The following is a 15,847-nucleotide window of genomic DNA, read 5'->3' as shown; positions in this document are numbered from 1 at the left end:
CACACCGAGAGAGGAACGACCATGGTCACTCTGATCAACAAGTTCACCGTCAAGGGAAGCACCGAGGAATTCGAGCAGATCTGGGCCCAGAGCGCGGAGTTCATGCGCAGCCAGCAGGGCTTCCTCGGATTCAAGCTGCACCGATCCCTGGGCCGGCCCGATGTCTACGTCAACGTTGCCCTCTGGCAGACACAGGCCGACCACCAGCGGGTTCTGGCCAGCGCCGAGTTCGGTGCGCACATCAGGCAGCTCGCGGACGTCGCGATTCCCGACCCCGACCTCTACACCGTGGTGCTCGAAGGTGCTCCGGTCCTCTGACGGGGCGGCGGCCCCGATGAACCGGCGGCTGCTCATCGCCGGCGCGACAGGTCTCGTGGGAACGGCCGTGGCCGAGTCCGCCGCGGCCCAGGGGACGGACCTCGTCCTGCTGGGCCGCTCGGCTGACCGGCTGCACCGGCTCGCCGAGCGACTCGAAGGCAAGTTCGGTGTCACGGCCCTGGCCCTGGCGGCGGACGTCACCGACCCCGAGTCCATGGAGCACGCGGTGGACCGGGCCAGGGCCACAGGTCTGGACCGGGTGGACGCCATCGTCAGCCTCGTCACCGGGTACCGGGGCCGCCCGGTGTCCGTCACCGACCTGTCGGCGGCGGAGTTCCGTGAAGTCCTGGACACCGATGTCACCGGCGGTTTCCTGCTCGTCAGGTCGTGGCTGGCGCTGCTGCGAGCCGCGCCGGCCGGCCGAGTCGTCCTGGTCTCGTCGGTGGCCGGGCTGCGCGGCCGGCCGATGGCGGCCCACCTGTGCGCGGCCAAGGCGGGCGTGCACGGCCTGGTTCTCGGCCTGTCCGCCGAACTCGCCGCCGAGGGCATCGGCGTGCGCTGTGTCGCCCCCGGCCCGATCGCCCGTCCCGGAGTCGGGCACCCGCCCTCACCGGTTCCACCGACCACCCCCGAACGCGTGGCAGCCGTCGTGCTGGGGCTCACCGACGCGGCCACGGAACCGCACGGAGAACCCGTGATCGTCACCGGTGAGCCCGGGCTGCGGCCCGCGGGCGTTCCCGGTCACCAGTCCCCCTTCCTGGAGGTGAAGCCGTGAGCGCCCGCGACGACACGGCCGGTACCGAACCCGCGATGCTCGGCCTCGACGGCCGGGTGGCCCTGGTCACCGGAGCCGCCCGCGGCCTGGGCCGCGCCATCGCCCAGCAGCTGTGCGCGGCCGGATGCGATGTCTACGTCAACTACCACCGGGACGACGACAGCGCCCGGCAGACCGTCGAGGAGCTCGCCGGACTGAAAGGCACGGCGGTCGCGGTCCGCGCCGATGTCCGAGACGGGGCCGCGTTCCACGCCCTGCTCGACCGGGTGGCCGAGGAGCGGGGCGGTCTGGACGTCTTCGTGCACAACGCCGCGACGTTCCGGTACAACACCGCTGTCGGCCCGGATCCGGAGAGCTTCCGAGCGGAACTCGACCTCGCGCTGAACCCGCTGCTGTCCGGCGGCCCCCGGCTCGCTGAACTGATGGCGGGCAGGCCGGGACGCATCATCGTGGTTTCCAGCAATGGTGCGCACTCGGTGATTCCCGGCTATGTGAACGTCGGTGTCGCCAAGGCCGCCGTGGAGAACCTGGTGCGCTATCTCGCGGTGGAACTGGCCGGCCGGGGCATCGCCGTCAACGCCGTGGCCACCGCCCTCCTGGACAAGGGCGAACTCACCCCGAACCGGAGCATCGCCGAGTTCCTCGGTCGGCGCACCCCCGCCGGACGGCTGTCCACGCCGCGCGACGTGGCCGACTTCGTCACGCTCCTGGCCACGGACCAGGCGGCCTGGCTCCACGGACAGGTGATCACGGTGGATGGCGGGCTCGGCCTGCTGGCCTGAGCGCAGGCCGCACCCCGAACGCCTCCCCACCCCAACGCCCCGCCGCCCCTGCCCTCTTCGCCTGCCAAGTCCGTTAGGAGCACCGATGGAACATATGGAAACCGACTTCTGCGTCGTGGGCGGTGGCCCAGCGGGGCTTGCTCTGTCCCTGCTTCTGTTGCGCTCAGGGGCCAGGGTCGCCCTCGTGGAACGGGCCAGGTCCTTCGACCGTGAGTTCCGTGGCGAGATCCTGCAACCCGGCGGCATGCTGATTCTTCAGCAGCTCGGGGTGCTCGACCGGGCCCGTCGGCGCGGCGGCTATCCGCTGCGCCGCTTTCAACTGGTCGAGCACGAGCGGGTGCTGATGGACATCGACTACCGCCAACTGCCCGCGCCCTACGATTTCCTGCTGAGCATCCCGCAACAGCACCTGCTGGCGGAGTTGCTCGCCGCGTGCCGCGAGCACCAGGACTTCACCTACCTCGAAGGGCAGTCCGTCACCGACCTGCACCACGACAACGGAAAAGTCGCCGGGGCCGTCGTGGGCCGCGGGGAGCAGCGCCTGCGCATCGACGCCCACGTCACCGTCGGAGCGGACGGCCGCTACTCGAAGACGCGCAAGCTCGCCGGACTCGGCTACACGAGGGTCGAGGCGTTCGAGCACGACATCCTGTGGTTCAAGATCCCCTCCGAGGACCGTCCCGCCCACGACATCAGGGTCTACCGGTCCGGCGGAAGCCCCGTCCTCATCTACGACTCCTACCCGGACAGCATCCAGATCGGGTGGACACTGCCGCACGGTGGTTACAAGGAGCTGGCGTCCGAGGGGTTCCCCGCCCTGGTCCGCAGGATCGAGCAGGCGGTGCCGATCTACGCCGACAGAGTCCGGGCCAGCCTCACCGGCCCCGGCGACCTGAGCCTGCTGGACGTGTTCGCGGGCAGTGCCGACACCTGGGTGACCGACGGCCTCGTGCTCATCGGGGACGCCGCCCACACACACGGCCCGATCGGTGCCCAGGGCATCAACCTGGCCCTGCAGGACGCCGCCGTACTGCATCCCGTACTCGTCGACTCCTGGCAGACGAAGGACGCCGGGCGCGAGCGCCTGTCCGTGTACGAGAGGACCCGCCGTCCGGACATCGACGCGGTGTTCACCCTGCAGGCCAGGCAGAGCGCCGCGATGCTCACCCACGGAGGGATGAGCGACCGCATCCGGCCGCTCGTGGCCCGTCTTCTCGCCCATACCCCCGTCTACCGAAAGATCCTCCAGCAGATCGCCTTCGGGCGTACCCCGGTACGCGCACGCGCGGACCTCTTCATCCGGCGAACGGGGAGTCAGGCAGCATGAGAATCATCGATCTCTCGTCCCCTGTCGACGCGGCGGGTTGGGAGCCCGACCCCGTCGTCCACCGGGTCATGTCGCCCGCGGAGGGGGCACGGCACTGCGCGGCGGAGATGCGCGAGCACTTCAGCATGCGGATCTCCCCGGAGGAGTTCCCCGACGGCGAGTTCCTCAACAACGACTTCCTCGAACTGTCCGCGCACACCGGCACCCACGTCGACGCTCCCTCGCACTACGGCTCCCGCACGAGCTACGGCGACGGCCGGCCCCGGAACATCGACGAACTGCCCCTCGACTGGTTCCACCGCCCCGGCGTCGTACTGGATCTCACCGGACGCTCCGCGGGCACGGTGGACGCCGGCGTCCTCGACAAGGAACTCGCCCGGATCGGCTACCGGCTCAGCCCCATGGACATCGTGCTCCTGCACACGGGTGCCGACGAACGGGCCGGCACGATGGAGTACTTCACGGACTTCGTGGGTCTGGACGGCTCGGCGACCCACTATCTGCTCGACCGGGGTGTGCGGGTGATCGGCACGGACGCTTTCAGCCTGGATGCTCCCTTCACCCACGTCGTGGACGCCTACAGCCGTACCAGCGACCGGGACGTGCTCTGGCCGGCCCACATGGCAGGCCGTCGCAGGGAGTTCTGCCAGATCGAGCGGCTGGCCGGACTGGCCGCGCTGCCCCGGCCGTTCGGCTTCACCGTCAGCGCGCTGCCGGTGAAGATCAAGGGCGCAGGAGCCGGCTGGACGCGGGCGGTGGCTCTGCTGCCGGACTGACTCGGCTCCTTCCCTGACATGACTGCGGGCTTCGCCCCCCGAGTGGGGGGCGAAGCCCGCAGTCACGGTGTGCGGAAACAGTGCCCGCTACCGGGGAACGGCCGCCGCGCCGGACACCTCGACGGTGTCGTCCGGTGTGCCGAGGTGTTGATCGCGCAACTCCCGGCGACGCACCTTGCCGTTCGGTGAGCGGGGGATCGACGACACCACCTCGGCATACCGCACCTGCTGGAAGTACGGCAGCCGGGAGTTGGCCACCCGGCACACCTCCGTCAAGGCCTCGGCGTCGACGGACCCGCCCGCGTCCGCCCCGGAACGGAGCACCAGCAGGGCGTGGGCGACCGCGCCGGCGTCGCCTTCGGGATGGTCGAAGACGACACAGTCGGCGACCAGCGGGTGCTGCCGCAGGACGCGTTCCGTCTCCGACGGCGAGACCAGCCAGTTGTGGTACTTGAACACATCCTTCAGCCGGTCCACCAGGAACAACCGGCCGTCCGGATCAATGCGGCCCACGTCCCCGGTGGAGAACCAGCCGTCCGGTGCCACCCCGCTGCCCTCCGGGGCGCCGAGATAGCCGCGCATCACCTGCGGACCCCGCACCTGGACCTCACCCGCCTCGCCTGCCTGCAGTTCCCGGCGGCTCTCCACATCCACCACCCGGCACTCCGTGCCCGCCACCGGGCGGCCCACCGAGCCCGGTACCGGCTTGTGCGGATCGTCCGAGTGCGTGAGCGGGGAAGTCTCCGCGAGCCCGTACCCCTGGAACACGTGGACGCCGAAGTGCTCCGACAGCCGGGTCGCGGAGTCGGGCGCCAGCGCGGAACCGCCCGAAGCGATGTGGGCGACCGTGTCGAGCCGTAGCCGGGGCAGCCGTTCGTCGCGGGCCAGCAGGGCCAGCCGGAACGGCAGGCTGTACAGGTGTGTGGCCCGGTGCTGGTTGGCGGCGAGTACGGGAGCCACGGGGTCGGGCGTCGTGCACAACACCTGTGTCGCCAGCGCGTGGACGGCCGAGTTCAGGTGCATGGGGTGATACGTGGGCAGGTGGTTGACCGTCACGGAGGTGCCGTCCAGCGCGTGGGCCCTCGCGATCTGACGGGCGTTCACCACGAGGTTGCGGTGGGTCAGCCGTACACCTTTCGGGCGTCCGGTCGTCCCGCTGGTGAAATGGAGGCATGCCGTGTCGTCGGGGGCCGACCCGGCCGAGCGAGCCGCGGGGCCGGGCGGCGCCGCGGCGAGCAGTTCCGCCAGCTGCTCCGGGTACGATCCCGCCCCGGTCGGCTGCCCGGCCGGCCCGAGCAGGAAGACGTGCTCCAGCTCGGGCAGACGGTCCCGCACGGCCGCCAGACGCGGGTACAGGCCGGCGTCGACGAAGGCCGCACGCGCACCGGACAGATGCAGCACATGGGCCAGATCGTCCTCGCGCAGCAGTGGATTGACCACCGCGGCCACGTGTCCGCCACGCACCACCCCGAAGTAGGCGACCGCGAAGTCCGGGTGGAGGGCGGCGGCGAGAGCCACCACCTGGCTCCGCCCCGCGAGGCGTGCGCACAGGACCTCGGCGAGCGTGCTCGCCGAGGCGTCCAGTTCGGCGAACGTCATGGCCCGCTCGGCAGTGACGACGGCACGGTGCCCCGGGCGCGCGGCGGCGGCCCCGGAGAGCAGCCCGTCAAGGGTGCGGGGCAGACCGGAGTCGTCCAGGGGCACGAACCCGGAGGCGGTGTCCGGGCGGACCGGTTCCGGCTCAGCCACGACGGCCCTCGGCATACGCCTTGGCATGGCCCAGGGTGGCCGTGCTGTTCGCGCTCAGGGCTTTCCGCACGAACGCCCGCGCGTCCGCGACCGTCGCGTTCTCACCGAGAACCGCGGGCACGGTGTCGGGCCGGATGGTCACGCTGTGCCGCGAGGTCACCAGGACGGCAGCACCGGACGGGACCAGGGACCACTCCCCGGTGTGCGCCGTCATCAGCGCCGGGACCTCTGTCTGCTTGTACAGAATCCGCTCACGGCCCAGGGCGACCCGAATGGACCGCGTGGTGTGCACCGAGCCGTCCGCGGTGCGGGTGTCCATGGCCATGACCTGGATGCCGGGCACGTCCTCCGTCAGCTCCAGACGGTCGACGTGGGGCAGCCGGTCCGGCCACTCCTGCGCCTGGTAGAGGAAGTCGAAGACGTCGTCGGACGCGCCGTCGACCAGCACCGAGTCCTCGAACGTCAGCTCAAGGTCGCCGAGCCGGGCGTACTCCTCGGCCAGCGCACGGACGGCGTCCAGTTCGGCGCCGCTGTTGCGCTCGGTGGCCTGGGTGATCCACTCGACGCCGGCCGGGTCGTCGTCCACGGCCCGGAAGTCGTGCGTCAGCTCCAGACGCGACGCGCCGTCGGTCGTCGGCGTGATGATCCACTCGCCTCGCATGGCGGCGACAGGAGGCGAGGACACTTCCTGACGAAACACCACCCGGTGCGCCGACGGGTCCAGTTCACGGCGCGAGATCCAGGTGCGGACCTCCCCGTTGGCGGTGGCCCAGATCTGGATGCGCTCGGTCGTCGCGGTCCGCTCCAGGTGCTCGACGTGGATGTTGGGAGTGAACCGCAGCGGCCACTGTGCGGCGTCGGAGACGATCGCGTACACCGCCTCGGGCGGAGCCTGGACGACGACGCTGTGCGAGGTGTGACGGGTGGCGGCCTCGGTCGCGTCCGTGGGCCGCTGGTCGGTCTGTGCCATCTGTGTCCTCCGTGAGATCGGTTGCGGTTGCGGGAGTGCGAAGGTGACGGAGGGGATCAGTAGTTGCCCAGGCCGCCACAGACGTTGAGGGCCTGGGCGGTGATCGAGGCGGCCGTGTCGGAGACCAGGTAGCCGACCATGCCGGCCACTTCTTCGGGAGTGGAGTACCGGCCCAGGGGGATCTTGTTCTGGAACCGTTCGAGGATCTCGTCCGTCGTGGTGGAGTAGGCGGCCGCGTACCCCTCGCGCACACGCTGGGCCATCGGTGTCTCGACGTAGCCGGGGCAGACCGCGTTCACGGTGACGCCCGTCTTCGCGAGTTCCAGGCCGAGGGCCTTGGTGAAGCCGACCACGGCGTGCTTGGAGGCCGAATAGGGGGCGCCCAGCACCACGCCCTGCTTGCCTCCGGTGGAGGCTATGTTGATGATCCGTCCCCAGCCGCGCCGGGCCAGGTCACCCTGGCGGAGCGTCTCCCGGGTCATGAGGAAGACGCTGTGCAGGTTCGTGTCGATCACGTCGTACCAGAGCTCGTCGCTGAGGTCGGCGGTGACACCTCCGCCGCTGCGCCCGGCGTTGTTGACGAGCACGTCCACCGGGCCGAAGCGGGCCGTGGCGGCCGACACCAGGGCGCGCACCTCGTCCGGGCTGCGCACGTCGGCGGTGCTGCCGTCCACCTCCAGGCCATCGTCGGCCAGAGCCTTGACGGTGCGCGCGACGTCGTCGGCCGTGCGCGCGCACAGGAACACCCGGCAGCCCGCACTGCCCAGCTGCCGGGCCACGGCGAGTCCGATCCCACTGGTGCCACCTGTCACCAGGGCGACTTTCCGCTGCTCGCTCATGCTGTCCTCCGTTCGGTCGGTCCGGATGGCGCCGGGTCGCCCCGGGCGGGGTCGGACGCCGTCGGCGAGCTTCACCGAAGGGGCTCGCAGACGCCTGGAGAGGGAATCGGATCGCCGGTGCCCCGGCCCCACCGTTCCTGGACCCCGTCGCGAGGCGGATCGCCGAGCGTGGCGGCCGGACCGTGCCAGCCGGCCGGCCGAGAGGCGAGCGAAGGGATCACCCATGACAGTGACCGAACAGCCCCGGCACAGTGTCGGCGCCGACGTCTACCACGAGATCCAGCACTTCTACGCTCGCCAGATGCAACTGCTCGACGACGGCCGGGTGGTGGAATGGGCGGACACCTTCGCTCCGGAGGGCGTCTTCGCCGCCAATGCGCATCCCGAGCCCACCACGGGCCGGTCGGCCATCGCGGCGGCGGCACGGGCGGCACACGAACAGCTCACCGCCGCCGGGGTCCGGCGTCGTCACTGGCTCGGCATGGTGGCCGTGGACGGCCAGGACGGCACGAAGCTGCGTGCCCGCTGCTACGCCCTGATCTTCGAGATCCCGCGCGGCGGACCGGCGGTGCTGCGGCTGAGCACCCTCTGCGAGGACGAACTCGAACGAGCCCCGCAGGGCGGCTGGCTCGTCAGCCATCGTGCGGTGACCCGGGACGACCTCGCCTGACAGCCCGACACACCGAAGGCCCACCCTCCTCACGGACGGTGGGCCTTCGGTGTGTCGGACACCGCTCACGGGGCGTCAGGCGGCGGCCGGTCCTGCCATGCTGTTCACGAGATCCAGCAGGGCGCGGGGTGTCTGTGCCTCCGAGACCGTCTCGTCGGCGAGCTGGATGTCTCGCTCACGTTCGATCAGGCCGATCAGCTGGAGCACGGCGACCGAGTCGTAACCGAGGTCGGAGAAGGTGACGTCGAGGACGTTGCCGTCCAGGAGCCCCGGTTGTTCCTCACCGGCGCTCTCGCGCAGGAGCCGGGTGAGATCGGAGCGGGAGAACGGGGACATGGGCTTCCTTTCTTCGGCGGACGGATCCACAAGGTGTTCGGTCAGTGCGGCGCGCGGACGACTGTGGCGGCGTTGAACCCGCCATGCCCGCGGGCGAGGACGAGCGCGGTACGGACCCGTCCTGTACGAGGGGTGTCGCACACGAGGTCGAGCCGCGGGTCGTGAGCCCCGGCTCCCACATGGACGGTCGGGGGGATCACGCCGTGCCGCAGGGACATCAGGGCGGCGGCGAGGTCCAGCGCCGCCCCTCCGGCCTGCAGCCGGCCCGTCATCGTCTTCGGCGCGGTCACCGCCACCGCTCGCGCGCCGAACAACTCGGTGAGGGCGTCGGCCTCAGCGCGGTCCGCGTCCGGCAGCCCCGCCGCGTCGGCGAACACGACGTCCACGTCCGAGGGCGCCAGTTCCGCCTGCCGCAGGGCTGTCCGGGCCGCGCGCTGCAGCCCCGCCGCCCCGCCTGCCGGATCGAAGGTGGCCGCGCAGCCCGCCACTTCGCCGTAGACGGGGGCGTTGCGGGCTCGGGCCGAGGCCGCGTCCTCCAGGACGAGGATGGCCCCGCCCTCGCCGACGACGTCACCACAGGCCTCGGGGTGGAACGGCCGGTAGGCCAGCCGAGGATCCGGCTCGGTGCTCATCCGACCGCCCGCCAGATGTGCGGCCCACCCCCAGGGGCAGAGGGAACCGTCCACACCGCCGGTGACAACCGCCCGGACACCCTTGCGCACATGCCGCCGGGCCTGTGCGACGGCGTCGAGACCACCTGCCTGATCGGTGACGACCACGCCGCTGGGCCCCCGCAGCCCGTGACGGATGGAGATCTGACCCGTGTTCACCGCGTAGAACCAGGCGAAGGACTGGTACGCGCTGACGTGAGAGCCGCCCTTGCTCCACAGGGCCTGCAACTCCCGTTGCCCGAACTCGAACCCGCCCGCCGAGGCCGCCGTGACCACCCCGACCGCGTAGTCGGACAGCTTCTCCGGGTCCAGGCGGGACTCCTCGACCGCTTCCGTGGCGGCGGCCAGGGCCAGCCTCGTCATGTGGTCGGTCTGCGGCAGCAGCCGGCTCGGAATGTGCTCCCGCGCCTCGAACCCCGGTACCTCACCCGCCAGTCGGACGGGATACCGGGACGGGTCGAAGCGGGAGATGCGTGCGATGCCGCTGACGCCCCGTAGCGTCGCCGCCCACCAGGTGTCACGTCCGAACCCGTTCGGGGCGGCCACACCGATCCCGGTGACGACGGCGGCGGCCGCGCGGTGCGGGGCGTCGGCGTCGCGAAGTTCGGCGGCGGTGCCCGGGGCCGTCATCGCGCCCCGCCGTTCCCGTACGGCCCCGGGCGGGTGAGCACCATGGCGCTCTGGAACCCCCCGAACCCGCTGCCGACGCTGAGCACGGTGTCGTACCGCCCCTCCCGTGCCGTCACCGGCGTGTAGTCCAGGTCGCACTCCGGGTCCGCCTCGTGCAGGTTGGCGGTGGGCGGGATGACACCGGTGGCGATGGCCAGCACACTGGCGGCCACCTCAAGGGAGCCGATGGCGCCGAGCGAGTGACCGATCATCGACTTGATCGAGCTGATCGGGGTCCGGCGGGCGTGGTCGCCGAGCGCGAGCTTGAAAGCCGCCGTCTCGTGCCGGTCGTTCTGCTTGGTGCCCGAGCCGTGCGCGTTGACGTAGTCCACCGCGTCCGCCGGCAGCCGCGCCTCGTCCAGAGCCACCCGGATGGCCTCGGCCATCTCCTTGCCATCGGGACGCAACCCGGTCATGTGGTAGGCGTTGCACCGGGAGGCGTACCCGGAGATCTCCGCGTACACGGTGGCACCGCGGCGCACGGCGTGCCGCAGGTCCTCCAGGACCATGACCGCCGAACCCTCGCCCAGGACGAAGCCGTTGCGCGTGCGGTCGAACGGCCGTGACGCGTGCTCGGGATCGTCGTTGCGCGGAGTCGTCGCCTTGATCGCGTCGAAACACGCCAGGGTGATGGGGGAGATGGGAGCCTCCGCCGCCCCCGCGATCATCACGTCGGCCGCGCCCTCCCGGATCAGCTCGACCGCGTGGCCCAGCGAGTCGAGCCCCGAGGTGCAGCCCGTGGAGATCACCGCGGCCGGGCCCCCGGTCCCGAAGTCCTTCGCCACCTCGGCCGCCAAGGAGCTGGGTACCAGGTACTCGTACAGGTGAGGCACCGCGTACGCGGGGTCGACCAGCCAGTCCCGGCCGCCGTTGCTGACCACCCCGTACTCCGCGTCCAGACTCATGGTGAGGCCGACGGCGCTGCCGATGGAGACACCGGTCCGGGTGGGCTCCAGGGTGTCGGCGAGCCCGCTGTCGGCGACCGCCTCACGGGCGCTGAGGAGCGCGAACTGCGCGGCCCGGTCCAGCCGTCGGACCTCCTGCGGGGTCAGTCCGTGCGTGACCGGGTCGAAGTCCACTTCGGCTGCCACGCGGGAACGAAAGGCTGACGCGTCGAACAGGGACACCGTGCGCGTCGCCGTGCGCCCCTCGGTGATCAACGACCAGAAGTTCTTGGTTCCCACGCCGCCGGGAGCGATCACGCCGATGCCGGTGACGACGACCCGCCGCGTCATCGTCGCCCCTGTGCGGACCCGGGCGTGCCACCCGGCGCGTTCCGACGCCGGCCGCGACGACCAGCTGCTGTCAGTGCCATGGACCCTTCTCTCTCTGTCAGCTCGTGGGCCGTACGTCTCCGGTACGGCGTCGTGCAGACCGAAGGTGACAACCGGGTCTCGACGGGAGCTTGAGTACCGGCTGACCGGGCCGGTCAGCCCGCCAGCCGCAGGGCCGACTCGGACAGGGGCTGTTCCGGAAGGTCGAGCCCGGCGTCCCCGTTGAGGATCGCCTGTTGCAGGCGGTGCAGGGCCGGGGACGGATCCATCGCCAGCTCCTCGCGGATACGGCTGCGCAACCGCTGGAAGGTCTGCAGGGCGTCGCTGCGGCGACCGGCCCGGCACAGAGCCAGCATGTACTGGGCCTGGAACCCCTCGTGGAACGGGTACTGGGCGCACAGGCTGGCCAGGTCGCTCAGCAGCTCGTGGTGCCGGCCGAGCCGGAGATCGGCCTCGACGTGTCGGCTCAGCAGGCTCAGTCGCTGCTCCTCCAGGTGGCGTATCGCCGTGCTCAGCAGCGGTCCCGCCTGGACATCCACCAGCGCCTCGTCCCGCCACAGGGCGAGAGCCCGCCGGAAACAGTCGCTGGCCGTGCGGTAGTCGGCCGCGGCCATCGCCCGGTGGCCGGCCGCCGCCAGCTGTTCGAAGTCGTGGATGTCGATCCGACCGCCGTGCGTGCTCAGGAGATAACCGCTGCCCCAGGTGGCCAGCACCTCTCTGGAGTGCGGACGCGAGGCGGCCACCGGAGCCGGGCCGCCGTGCTCCGCCGCGTCGATGAGGGTACGCAGCCGCAGGATGTAGGTCTGCAACGTCGTCAGGGCGCTGCGCGGTGGCCGCTGTTCCCAGAGTTCCTCCAGCAGGGCCGACACGGACACCGCCTGGTCCGGGCGCAGCGCGAGCAGAGCGAGCACTTTGCGGGGTTTGGCCGCGGTGGGCACGATCGAACGGCCGGCGTGGGTCACCGTCAGCGACCCGAGCACACTGATGTCAGTCATGGTGCCTCCCTGTGGTCCGTGGATGGTTCCGGGAACGCGCGCGACGAGCCGGTCGGCAGTCGCGCCAGATGGCTGCGGAGCAGTACGAGGAATTCCGGGTCGGAATGGAAGAAGTGGCCCCCGGGGACGTCGTGGCAGTCGAACGGACCGGTGGTGCAGCGGGACCAGCCACGCATGGTGGCGTGGTCGGCCATGGGGTCCCGGTCGCCCGCGAAGGCGTACAGCGGCACGGCCAGCGGTTGGTGACGGACCGCGCGCAGGTTCTCGGCCAGCCGCAGGTCGTCGCGGATCAGGTCCAGGGCACGGCGCAGCACTCCGGCCCGGTGGAGCACCTCGGCGGGCATGCCGCCCAGCCGGCCGAGCGCGGCCAGCAGCCGCCGGTCGTCGGCGTCGGCCGTCAAGGGCGGCGGTTCGGCGTGCGGGGGCGGGCAGGCGCCGACCAGCACGGCCAGCGGAGGGTGCCCGAGCCGGCTCCGATGCTGAGCGAACGCGTAGGCGACCAGGGCGCCCAGACTGTGGCCGTAGAGCACATACGGGGTGTGCGGCAGAGGGCCGAGACTGTCGTCGAGTTCGTGGAGCAACTGCTCGTGCCCGGTCACGCGAGGTTCGCGGAGCCGGTTCTCCCGGCCGGGCAGCCGGACGGCGGACAGCTCCCATCGGGGGCCGAGGGCGTGAGTCCACGAGGCGAAGGCGGAAGCCCCGCCGCCCGCGTGGTGGAAGCACAGCAGGCGGACCGGGAAAGCGCGAGGGGGTGGGGCGAGGACAGCGGGAATCATGACGGGCCCCCGACCGAGTGTCCGATGATCGGCCCGGTCCGCCGGTGCGGACCAGGCAGGGTGGTCACACGGTCACGGTGGGGCCTTGACGGGGACTCGACGTCAGCTGGAGCCCACGCGTCCGCCGCCGGTGCCGGCGGTCAGCCGATGAGTACGGCCTCCTCCAGCCTCCCGCCGTGGGCGAGGGCGACCGTGTCCGGGAAGAGCAACGCCTGGTGCAGCTGCCGGATGGGCCGGGTCGGCTCCAGGCCCAGCTCCTCGATGAGCGTGCGTCGCAGCCGGTGGAACGCGCCCACGGCCTCGGCGGTGCGGCCCGCGCGGTGCAGTGCCAGCATCAGCTGGCCGTGCACCCGCTCATGCAGGGGATAGGTGCCGGCCAGCGCGGTCAGCTCACCGAGCAGTGCGAGATGGCCGCCCAGTCGCAGCTCGGCGGAGATCCGCAGTTCGCGGGCGCTCAGACGGTCCGCCTCGAGACGGGCCGACTCGATCTCAAGGGTCCGCCCGTGCCGCGCGTCGGCCACCACGGGACCGCGCCACAGGCTCAGTGCCTCGCCGAGCAGCCGGGACGCGTCGGCGCAGTCGCCGGCCCGGAACGCCCGCTGTCCGCGGGTGAAGAGGTCGTCGAACCGGCCGACGTCCGTGCTGTCCGGGTCGACCGTCAGGAAGTATCCGCCTCGGGAGGTCGTGATCACGTCCTTGGGCCGGGGACCGTCGGGCGGAAGCACCTGCGACAGCCCGCGCCGCAGCTGCAGCACATAGGTCTGGAGCGTCGTCAGCACGCTGCGCGGCGGCGCGGTGCCCCACAGCTCCTCGATCAGGACCTCCGTCTGCACGACGTACCGCGGACGCAGGGACAGCAGAGCCAGGACCTGACGGGGCTTGCCGGCGCTGGGCAGCATGGATCGTCCGTCCACGGTGGCCGACATCGGCCCGAGCAAACCGATCTCCATCTCCACGGCAGGCGTCTCCCTCGGCGACTCGTTCTGGGCAGGTCGAAGTGACGCGCACAGTCTCACAGCGGGTGGACGCAGCGGACAGTGAGATATTCACAAGTTCAAACGTCGGTGTCCCGCAGCTCAGGGGCAGGAGATCCGCAGCAGTTCCCGCACCTCGGCCGCCAGGTCCATGTGCAGGGGGTCGAGCAAGCCGCTGAGGAACAGCTGCCGCATCCGGGAGCGTCGGACCTTGCCGCTGGTGGTTCGGCGGATGGTGCCCGGACGTACCAGCACGATGCTGGGGGAGGGCACCGAGAAGTCGCTGGCGAGCCGCCCCTGGACGATCTCGCCCAGTTGCCCGAGGTCCGGGTCGGCGGTGTGTCCCGGGGCGACTTCCTGGATCACGACGATGTGTTCGTGGTCCGAGTCCACGCTGAACACGGTGGCCGCCCTGCACAGCGGGCTCGCGCTCCGCACCGACTGCTCCAGGTCGTGCGCGTTCAGGTGCCGCCCCTCCGCGATCAGCACGTCCTTCAGCCGTCCGGTGACGAACAGTTCGTCACCGTCCAGCACCCCGAGGTCGCCGGTGCGCAGGAAGCCGGTCTCACCGCCATCGGTCCGGGCGTCGAACGCGGCCCTGGTGTCCAGCGGCCGTCCCCAGTACCCTGCCGCGACACTCGTACCGCGGACCCAGATCTCGCCCGTCTCCCCATCCGGCAGCACGGTGAGGGTCTCTGGCTGCACGATCCGCACCTCGGCGCCGGTCGGCCGTCCACAGCTGACCAGAGTGCGCCGCCGGCCACCGGGGGTCGCGGGTCGCAGCCGTCCTCCCTCCAGCGCCTCGGCGTCCACCGTGCGCTCACCGGCCCCGGGCGTGGGGCCGGTGGCGGTGACCATCAGGGTTGCCTCCGCGAGACCGTAAGCGGGGCGCAGGGTGCCGGGGCGCAGGCCCGCCGCGGCAAACCGCTCGGTGAAGGCGCGCAGTGTCTCCGCCCGGACCGGTTCGGCACCGATCACAGCGGTCTCCAGACCGGACAGGTCCAGCTCGCCGACGCTTTCCGGCGGCACTCTGCGCACACACAGGTCGTAGGCGAAGCCCGGTGCCGCCGTGGCGGTCACTCCGTGGTCATCGATCATGCGCAGCCAGCCGAACGGCTCCTTGGCGAAGGCCCAGGGCGCCATCGTCACGCCCCGCGCGCCGAGCCACAGCGGGTGCAGCAACTGTCCGATCAGCCCCATGTCGTGGTGCAGCGGGAGCCAGCCGCCGATCACGCTCCCGTCGTGAGTGCCGAACGCACGGCTGATCGCCTCCTGGTTGGCCAGCAGGCTCTGCTGGCAGACCATCACACCCTTCGGCTCCCCGGAACTGCCGGAGGTGTACTGGATCAGCGCGATCTCCCCGGCCCCGGCCCCGGCGGCGGGGCGTCGCCAGTCACCGGGGTCCGCCGACACCCCGTTGTCCACCGCCAGACACGGGACGCGCTCCTGGCCCGTCCAGGCCAGCAGCCGCGACAGCTCCGAGCCGCTGGCCCGGTCGGACAGGACGGCGTCGACCCGGGCGTCCTTGAGGATGCGCTGCAACCGCTCCGCCTGATGTCGCCCGCCGCCCGGCGACACCGGGATGGCCGTCGCCCCCGCGTACCAGCAGGCGAGCAGGCTCTCGGCGACATGCCTGGCGCTGCTCAGAGCCACCAGGACACGGGCCGGGCGGTGTCGCAGGCCCTGCAGCGTGGCCGCGAGAGAGCGGGCGGCGGAGTCGAGCATCCCGTACGTCACCCGCTCGGGCTCGGCCGTGCCGCCGTCCACCGGGAGGTTGAGGTAGGCGACACGGTCGCCGAGGGACTGGGCCCGTTCCCACATGAGTTCCGCGAAGCTCCGGTAGTCAGCCACTGCAGGCCCCTTCCGATCCGGTTCGGGAGACGACCGGAGTCTCGCCCGCGGCGCTCGCGTGCCTCTTGAACACCACTGGTGCACGGGTCACCGAT

Annotated in this window: 16 protein-coding genes; 6 read left to right on the top strand and 10 right to left on the bottom strand. The window is 71.4% G+C overall.

The features are described 5' to 3' along the window. Positions 1-21: 21 nt before the first annotated feature. The 5 genes from AB0D34_RS13785 (at position 22) to AB0D34_RS13765 (ending at position 3,978) form a co-directional block, all read left to right on the top strand. Positions 22-318, top strand: coding sequence for an antibiotic biosynthesis monooxygenase family protein (locus tag AB0D34_RS13785; protein WP_362661085.1), 297 nt, complete (start codon positions 22-24; stop codon positions 316-318). After that, the gene (locus tag AB0D34_RS13780; protein ID WP_362661084.1) at positions 302-1,093 is read left to right on the top strand and encodes an SDR family oxidoreductase; all 792 of its coding nucleotides are present in this window, start codon (positions 302-304) and stop codon (positions 1,091-1,093) included. The genes AB0D34_RS13785 and AB0D34_RS13780 overlap by 17 nt, the downstream gene beginning before the upstream one ends. Then, on the top strand, positions 1,090-1,875 hold the full coding sequence (locus tag AB0D34_RS13775; protein ID WP_362661083.1) for an SDR family oxidoreductase: 786 nt from the start codon (positions 1,090-1,092) through the stop codon (positions 1,873-1,875). Before AB0D34_RS13780 ends, AB0D34_RS13775 begins: the two co-directional genes overlap by 4 nt. An 85-nt stretch (positions 1,876-1,960) precedes the next feature. Next, positions 1,961-3,202, top strand: a complete 1,242-nt coding sequence (locus tag AB0D34_RS13770; RefSeq protein WP_362661081.1) for an FAD-dependent monooxygenase — start codon at positions 1,961-1,963, stop codon at positions 3,200-3,202. Beyond that, positions 3,199-3,978, top strand: coding sequence for a cyclase family protein (locus AB0D34_RS13765; RefSeq protein ID WP_362661080.1), 780 nt, complete (start codon positions 3,199-3,201; stop codon positions 3,976-3,978). Before AB0D34_RS13770 ends, AB0D34_RS13765 begins: the two co-directional genes overlap by 4 nt. Positions 3,979-4,065: 87 nt before the next feature. Here the strand turns inward: AB0D34_RS13765 and AB0D34_RS13760 are convergent, their stop codons facing one another. Genes AB0D34_RS13760 through AB0D34_RS13750 form a run of 3 tightly spaced genes read right to left on the bottom strand, consistent with a single transcriptional unit; the run spans position 4,066 to position 7,536 of the window. Beyond that, positions 4,066-5,727 (bottom strand): class I adenylate-forming enzyme family protein, encoded by a 1,662-nt coding sequence (locus AB0D34_RS13760; RefSeq protein ID WP_362661078.1) that lies wholly within the window; start codon positions 5,725-5,727, stop codon positions 4,066-4,068. Further along, a complete protein-coding gene (locus AB0D34_RS13755) occupies positions 5,720-6,697 on the bottom strand; it encodes an aromatase/cyclase (RefSeq protein WP_362661077.1) in 978 nt (325 codons plus the stop codon). Before AB0D34_RS13755 ends, AB0D34_RS13760 begins: the two co-directional genes overlap by 8 nt. Positions 6,698-6,753: 56 nt before the next feature. After that, entirely contained in the window at positions 6,754-7,536 is a 783-nt protein-coding gene (locus AB0D34_RS13750) for an SDR family NAD(P)-dependent oxidoreductase (protein WP_362661075.1), read from the bottom strand. A 223-nt stretch (positions 7,537-7,759) separates the two neighbouring features. Here AB0D34_RS13750 and AB0D34_RS13745 point away from each other — a divergent pair, with 223 nt between their 5' ends. Further along, positions 7,760-8,206: a nuclear transport factor 2 family protein gene (locus AB0D34_RS13745; protein WP_362661074.1), complete on the top strand. Its 447-nt coding sequence runs from the start codon at positions 7,760-7,762 to the stop codon at positions 8,204-8,206. A 75-nt stretch (positions 8,207-8,281) separates the two neighbouring features. Here AB0D34_RS13745 and AB0D34_RS13740 read toward each other — a convergent pair whose 3' ends face one another. From AB0D34_RS13740 to AB0D34_RS13710, 7 genes are all read right to left on the bottom strand, one after another. Then, complete coding sequence (locus AB0D34_RS13740) at positions 8,282-8,542, bottom strand: acyl carrier protein (RefSeq protein WP_362661072.1); 261 nt, start codon at positions 8,540-8,542, stop codon at positions 8,282-8,284. A gap of 41 nt (positions 8,543-8,583) precedes the next feature. Further along, the gene (locus AB0D34_RS13735; RefSeq protein WP_362661070.1) at positions 8,584-9,843 is read right to left on the bottom strand and encodes a ketosynthase chain-length factor; all 1,260 of its coding nucleotides are present in this window, start codon (positions 9,841-9,843) and stop codon (positions 8,584-8,586) included. Further along, positions 9,840-11,117 (bottom strand): beta-ketoacyl-[acyl-carrier-protein] synthase family protein, encoded by a 1,278-nt coding sequence (locus tag AB0D34_RS13730; protein WP_362661069.1) that lies wholly within the window; start codon positions 11,115-11,117, stop codon positions 9,840-9,842. The genes AB0D34_RS13735 and AB0D34_RS13730 overlap by 4 nt, the downstream gene beginning before the upstream one ends. A 194-nt stretch (positions 11,118-11,311) precedes the next feature. After that, positions 11,312-12,151 (bottom strand): AfsR/SARP family transcriptional regulator, encoded by an 840-nt coding sequence (locus tag AB0D34_RS13725; protein ID WP_362661068.1) that lies wholly within the window; start codon positions 12,149-12,151, stop codon positions 11,312-11,314. After that, the gene (locus tag AB0D34_RS13720) at positions 12,148-12,927 is read right to left on the bottom strand and encodes an alpha/beta fold hydrolase (RefSeq protein ID WP_362661066.1); all 780 of its coding nucleotides are present in this window, start codon (positions 12,925-12,927) and stop codon (positions 12,148-12,150) included. The genes AB0D34_RS13725 and AB0D34_RS13720 overlap by 4 nt, the downstream gene beginning before the upstream one ends. Before the next feature lie 140 nt (positions 12,928-13,067). After that, on the bottom strand, positions 13,068-13,877 hold the full coding sequence (locus AB0D34_RS13715; RefSeq protein WP_362661630.1) for an AfsR/SARP family transcriptional regulator: 810 nt from the start codon (positions 13,875-13,877) through the stop codon (positions 13,068-13,070). 126 nt (positions 13,878-14,003) lie between these two features. Next, positions 14,004-15,752, bottom strand: a complete 1,749-nt coding sequence (locus tag AB0D34_RS13710; RefSeq protein ID WP_362661065.1) for a fatty acyl-AMP ligase — start codon at positions 15,750-15,752, stop codon at positions 14,004-14,006. Positions 15,753-15,847 lie beyond the last annotated feature (95 nt).

Source organism: Streptomyces sp. NPDC048420, assembly GCF_040651535.1.
Taxonomy (GTDB): domain Bacteria; phylum Actinomycetota; class Actinomycetes; order Streptomycetales; family Streptomycetaceae; genus Streptomyces.
Note: the sequence above shows the minus strand (reverse complement) of the source record. Positions and strands in the feature narration are given on the sequence as shown.

Bases quoted from the DNA above. Each gene is read 5' to 3' on its own strand.
- AB0D34_RS13740 (WP_362661072.1), bottom strand. From the start codon at position 8,542: ATGTCCCCGTTCTCCCGCTCCGATCTCACCCGGCTCCTGCGCGAGAGC.
- AB0D34_RS13735 (WP_362661070.1), bottom strand. From the start codon at position 9,843: ATGACGGCCCCGGGCACCGCCGCCGAACTTCGCGACGCCGACGCCCCG.
- AB0D34_RS13725 (WP_362661068.1), bottom strand. From the start codon at position 12,151: ATGACTGACATCAGTGTGCTCGGGTCGCTGACGGTGACCCACGCCGGC.
- AB0D34_RS13785 (WP_362661085.1), top strand. From the start codon at position 22: ATGGTCACTCTGATCAACAAGTTCACCGTCAAGGGAAGCACCGAGGAA.
- AB0D34_RS13750 (WP_362661075.1), bottom strand. From the start codon at position 7,536: ATGAGCGAGCAGCGGAAAGTCGCCCTGGTGACAGGTGGCACCAGTGGG.
- AB0D34_RS13720 (WP_362661066.1), bottom strand. From the start codon at position 12,927: ATGATTCCCGCTGTCCTCGCCCCACCCCCTCGCGCTTTCCCGGTCCGC.
- AB0D34_RS13715 (WP_362661630.1), bottom strand. From the start codon at position 13,877: ATGGAGATCGGTTTGCTCGGGCCGATGTCGGCCACCGTGGACGGACGA.
- AB0D34_RS13745 (WP_362661074.1), top strand. From the start codon at position 7,760: ATGACAGTGACCGAACAGCCCCGGCACAGTGTCGGCGCCGACGTCTAC.
- AB0D34_RS13770 (WP_362661081.1), top strand. From the start codon at position 1,961: ATGGAACATATGGAAACCGACTTCTGCGTCGTGGGCGGTGGCCCAGCG.
- AB0D34_RS13755 (WP_362661077.1), bottom strand. From the start codon at position 6,697: ATGGCACAGACCGACCAGCGGCCCACGGACGCGACCGAGGCCGCCACC.
- AB0D34_RS13765 (WP_362661080.1), top strand. From the start codon at position 3,199: ATGAGAATCATCGATCTCTCGTCCCCTGTCGACGCGGCGGGTTGGGAG.
- AB0D34_RS13730 (WP_362661069.1), bottom strand. From the start codon at position 11,117: ATGACGCGGCGGGTCGTCGTCACCGGCATCGGCGTGATCGCTCCCGGC.